The organism is Myxacorys sp., from assembly GCF_059501405.1.
Map to the genome: position 1 here is coordinate 1 of NZ_JCACCM010000032.1, position 3,560 is coordinate 3,560.

At 50.0% G+C, this 3,560-nt stretch carries 10 protein-coding genes; 5 read left to right on the top strand and 5 right to left on the bottom strand.

The genetic code is table 11. The features are described 5' to 3' along the window. Positions 1-696 precede the first annotated feature (696 nt). From AC5I6P_RS02915 to AC5I6P_RS02930, 4 genes are all read right to left on the bottom strand, one after another. Positions 697-1,284 carry a Uma2 family endonuclease gene (locus tag AC5I6P_RS02915; protein WP_495692263.1) on the bottom strand — a complete coding sequence of 196 codons (588 nt, stop codon included), beginning with the start codon at positions 1,282-1,284 and terminating at the stop codon, positions 697-699. A 12-nt stretch (positions 1,285-1,296) separates the two neighbouring features. Next, positions 1,297-1,461 (bottom strand): type II toxin-antitoxin system HicB family antitoxin, encoded by a 165-nt coding sequence (locus AC5I6P_RS02920; protein ID WP_495692264.1) that lies wholly within the window; start codon positions 1,459-1,461, stop codon positions 1,297-1,299. 98 nt (positions 1,462-1,559) lie between these two features. Continuing rightward, complete coding sequence (locus tag AC5I6P_RS02925) at positions 1,560-1,673, bottom strand: helix-turn-helix domain-containing protein (protein WP_495692272.1); 114 nt, start codon at positions 1,671-1,673, stop codon at positions 1,560-1,562. Positions 1,674-1,688: 15 nt separating this feature from the next. Next, positions 1,689-1,817 (bottom strand): helix-turn-helix domain-containing protein, encoded by a 129-nt coding sequence (locus tag AC5I6P_RS02930; protein ID WP_495692265.1) that lies wholly within the window; start codon positions 1,815-1,817, stop codon positions 1,689-1,691. 223 nt (positions 1,818-2,040) lie between these two features. On the opposite strand from AC5I6P_RS02930, the gene AC5I6P_RS02935 reads away from it, so the two are divergent. From AC5I6P_RS02935 to AC5I6P_RS02955, 5 genes are all read left to right on the top strand, one after another. Further along, entirely contained in the window at positions 2,041-2,301 is a 261-nt protein-coding gene (locus AC5I6P_RS02935) for a hypothetical protein (RefSeq protein ID WP_495692266.1), read from the top strand. A 15-nt stretch (positions 2,302-2,316) separates the two neighbouring features. Continuing rightward, positions 2,317-2,523, top strand: coding sequence for a hypothetical protein (locus AC5I6P_RS02940; protein ID WP_495692267.1), 207 nt, complete (start codon positions 2,317-2,319; stop codon positions 2,521-2,523). A gap of 80 nt (positions 2,524-2,603) precedes the next feature. Next, positions 2,604-2,822, top strand: coding sequence for a hypothetical protein (locus tag AC5I6P_RS02945; RefSeq protein WP_495692268.1), 219 nt, complete (start codon positions 2,604-2,606; stop codon positions 2,820-2,822). Positions 2,823-2,875: 53 nt separating this feature from the next. Further along, a complete protein-coding gene (locus AC5I6P_RS02950) occupies positions 2,876-3,070 on the top strand; it encodes a hypothetical protein (protein ID WP_495692269.1) in 195 nt (64 codons plus the stop codon). After that, complete coding sequence (locus tag AC5I6P_RS02955) at positions 3,067-3,357, top strand: hypothetical protein (RefSeq protein ID WP_495692270.1); 291 nt, start codon at positions 3,067-3,069, stop codon at positions 3,355-3,357. The genes AC5I6P_RS02950 and AC5I6P_RS02955 overlap by 4 nt, the downstream gene beginning before the upstream one ends. Positions 3,358-3,373: 16 nt before the next feature. Here the strand turns inward: AC5I6P_RS02955 and AC5I6P_RS02960 are convergent. Beyond that, a partial coding sequence (locus tag AC5I6P_RS02960) for a hypothetical protein (RefSeq protein WP_495692271.1) occupies positions 3,374-3,560 on the bottom strand: 187 nt, incomplete at its 5' end.

Consider the following 3,560-nt stretch of genomic DNA (forward strand, 5'->3'; position numbering starts at 1 on the left):
GGTGGCAATGACTCTAGGGCTGTTTGCCTATGCACTTGTTCTGATATCGAAAGAGCCATAAACGACTTCGTCGCATCTCTAAAGTTAGAGTGCGAACCTCCAGCAGCGTTCCTGATGGAAGGTACGAGTAGATACACAAACGATTAAGGTTTCGGTAGACACTGGAGGCGAAGCTTGGCTCCGGGGCACCGGTGTAGTGAAGCATCTGCTGCTGGCGGTGAATGAAGGAGACCTGCATGAGCCATCTGTATTTCGACCCCTCGCGTTGGGAAAATTGGGTGATCGTGGTAATACTCGTGACGCTGGCTGTGGCGATGATTGTCGATGCGTCGAAAGAGACATAGTTGCTCCGCTGCTGTCGTTGTAAATCATGGTTTTGCGGTTACGGTATGGGCGAACCGCCCTTCTGACCTTGTGGTGGGAGCGTGATAGAAAGCAATCTTCACCGATTGGAAAGGCTGGGTGAGGCGGCGGCGCTCGTGATAATAATGGCTGTTGTGCTGTTTGTCGGGGCGTCGAAAGCGCCATATAGAAGGCCATGGTTTAAACAGTTGGTTGAGGTCGCTTCTCGAAAGAGGGGCGATTTTCTTGTTTTTAAGCGAAAGAATTTAGCTCAACTTGAGATGCTGTTGAGCGAGAAATTTAATGATTGCTCCGTGAGGCGAGATCTATACGGGAATTAACGCGGCTCGTGGATCAGATGTGTTGACGCAATTCTGAGATAGCCGCAAGTCTTGAGGTTTGAGCCATCAAAACACACCGCGACAGCAACTCAATGTCGAGGTCCACCAATTCAGGGATTTCGCTACGAGAGATCTGCTGGTAGCCTGATGGACGCAGGCGATAGAGGCTAAACAAACCATCTTCCCAGAACCACACTTCGGGTACTCCTAAGGCTTGATAGCGATCAAGCTTGCCCGTGTTGCCACTGGTAAAGGTGACTTCAATCGAGAGATCTGGAGTCGGTTTTGAGCTTCCAAAGCAGTAGGATTCGTCCGCTTCGGCAGAGGCGATCCCTTCACGCTCTTGGGTCATTGACCCTGTAGGCTCAAATTCGATGCTCTTGTCTATGCAGTAGATGCCAATCAGAAATCCGATGATTCGGCTAAAAAACTCGTGATCTCGTCCGGGCATAAGAATTTCAACGCTGCCATTAAAGTAGAACAACCTGACGCCACGGGAATCTTCAAAGCCTTTTTGAATCAGCTTGAACTGCTCCCACGTCCGATTGGAGAGGACGATGTGTTGATCAGGCGGGTGTCGGGTAAGGGTGGTTTGGGTCATGGGACGCCTCCGTTAGGGTGCGAGTTGACGATCGGCAATCACCTGTAGAGCTAGGGCTTTTGCTTTAGAAAGGGCATCGTCGCGGGTTGAGCCGTAGACGAGAACGCCCGGAAGGTCGGTTACTTCAGCAATCCAGCGTTCATCGGTTTCTTGTTCGAGTTCGATAGCGAGATTCATAAAACCTCCGTTTAGAAATTGACCCGTGAGGCGAGACTGCTTTAGAAGTTACTCGGTGGGCGGATCACCCGGTTGCTGTGGTTGACCTTCTAGCGCTTCTAGTTATCTTCTAGATAGTCGTCCCGAGTGTAATAAATTAACTCCTCTGGAGTGCATTTAAGGTGATAGCAGAGCTTGTTCAGCGTGTCGTTTGTGTCGCTGAAGTTAGGAATTGCGTCTGAATTTGCCTACCCAGACACAGTGACTCGGTTGACTTCTAAAAGACTTGCTAGTTTTGTTGCTGTCATCTTGCGGTCTGCCATTACAGCACGCAATTTCCATCGAATCACTGGCTGAACCTGAAACATGGTCGCCATAGATTATCACCTGTAGTCCTTAACACTACAAATCTATCAGACATTCACAGTCTGTCAAGCCTCATAAGAGGTCTAGCAAACTTTTATTTACGTCCATCAAACTCTATTTTTGGTTTGTTGATTGACAAGTGTAGTTTAGTAGACTACACTAATAGATATAGAGAAAGCGGCTCACCTTCCACAGCTAACCGCTCTCTCTACGAAACCTTTAATTTCTAACACCATGATTACACAATCTCTAGAACGTGCAACCCAAGCCACCGATGAGCGTGGCAGTGATGGAGCCCTGAACTGGACATCAACCGATCCCCGCAAAAATCGCGCCCTCAACCGCGCTCGCACCGTTTCTCCTGATGAAGCCTACAGCGCTGGCTATCGGGACGGCTTCAACAGACGGGGAATGCTCGGCTCAATGGATGGCAACGCTCACTACAGCGCAGGCTTCGGAGCAGGACACAACGCGATGCGCCTCGCCAACCCATAAGGAGCACGCCCGGAAATGCAAACCATCATCCGGGCGGAAAGCTCCGCCCTTAGCTATCAGCGCACTCATTCTTTACTAGTTCGCGCCCTCGCTGACCTCTCCTACTGGCAAGCCGCCAAAAATGAGCATTCAGTTGGAACGATCGCCCTCACCTCAGACAGTAACGGTCAGTGGGTCGTCACCGCATCATCTGACCTCGTAGACAAAATTCTGCCTTTCTAATCAAACGGGTAGCTGCACTTGGCTCAACCCTGACAGCTACCCACTCACCCCTAAATCACTTACTAATTCGGGACTCAATCATGCTACGTCAGATCATCGCTTCCATTGTTACCGCCGCGATCGTTTCCGCTTCAGTCCTCATTCCCTCTGTCGCTCGCGCTCATCAAACCTTCGAGCAGTGCATTCAGGAGGCAGGCGCACAGTACGGCAAGGACAAAGCGAACGGCGTTGATCCCGTATCTGCTGCTGCATGGTGGCAAGCCGCGATCGATCAGTGCAAGAGCCAGTATCACCGCTAAATCTTCGCCTCAGTTCGTGTGTTCTCTATTCACCCCACTTTTGGAGCCAAACTATGGAAGAAATCTCACGTCTTCTCATCCTCAAGATTGAGCAGGTTCGCGATTCTGAGGGCAACCCTTGCACGAGATCTGAAGCAGAAGAAATTGCTGCCGAAATGGTCAAACTCCTGGTTCTAAATCACCCACTTCTAGCCGAAAACGCCCAAGACCTGCTTGATGAGAAACGATTTGTAGAGGTTGCCGCATGACCCCACTCAAAAACCAGCTCGACAAACTTCAAGCTCTAGAGCAGCAACGCCGTGAATTACTGCGGACCCTAAGCGACCTTGAACAACAGCAGGAAGAATTAGCCCGCTTAATCCTTCACTCGCCAAACTGCCCCCAGGAAACTCACGTCTCAATCGACTTAGAAACTATTGTCTGGATCGAGCATTCAGACCACTGGGACGATGAGAGTTTGCGAAGCGCAATTCAGTTTCACGACCTCACTCACCTCGATTTTGAGCCAGACGACGACGATCGCACTACTCTGTAGCGTGCTAGAAGCAAAGCTAAAGAATTAGACAATTTGCGATCAACAACTCAAAATTCTGCTTTATGCAATGAGGGTTGCACAAGATTTTGAGTGCGGTCATTGACTCTATCTGCATAAAGGTCAGAAGCCCACCGTGTGAGCCATTGGATAGCAGCATAAAGCGGGACAGGATTCCGTCTAAGCGAGACTCATTTCTCTGCCAT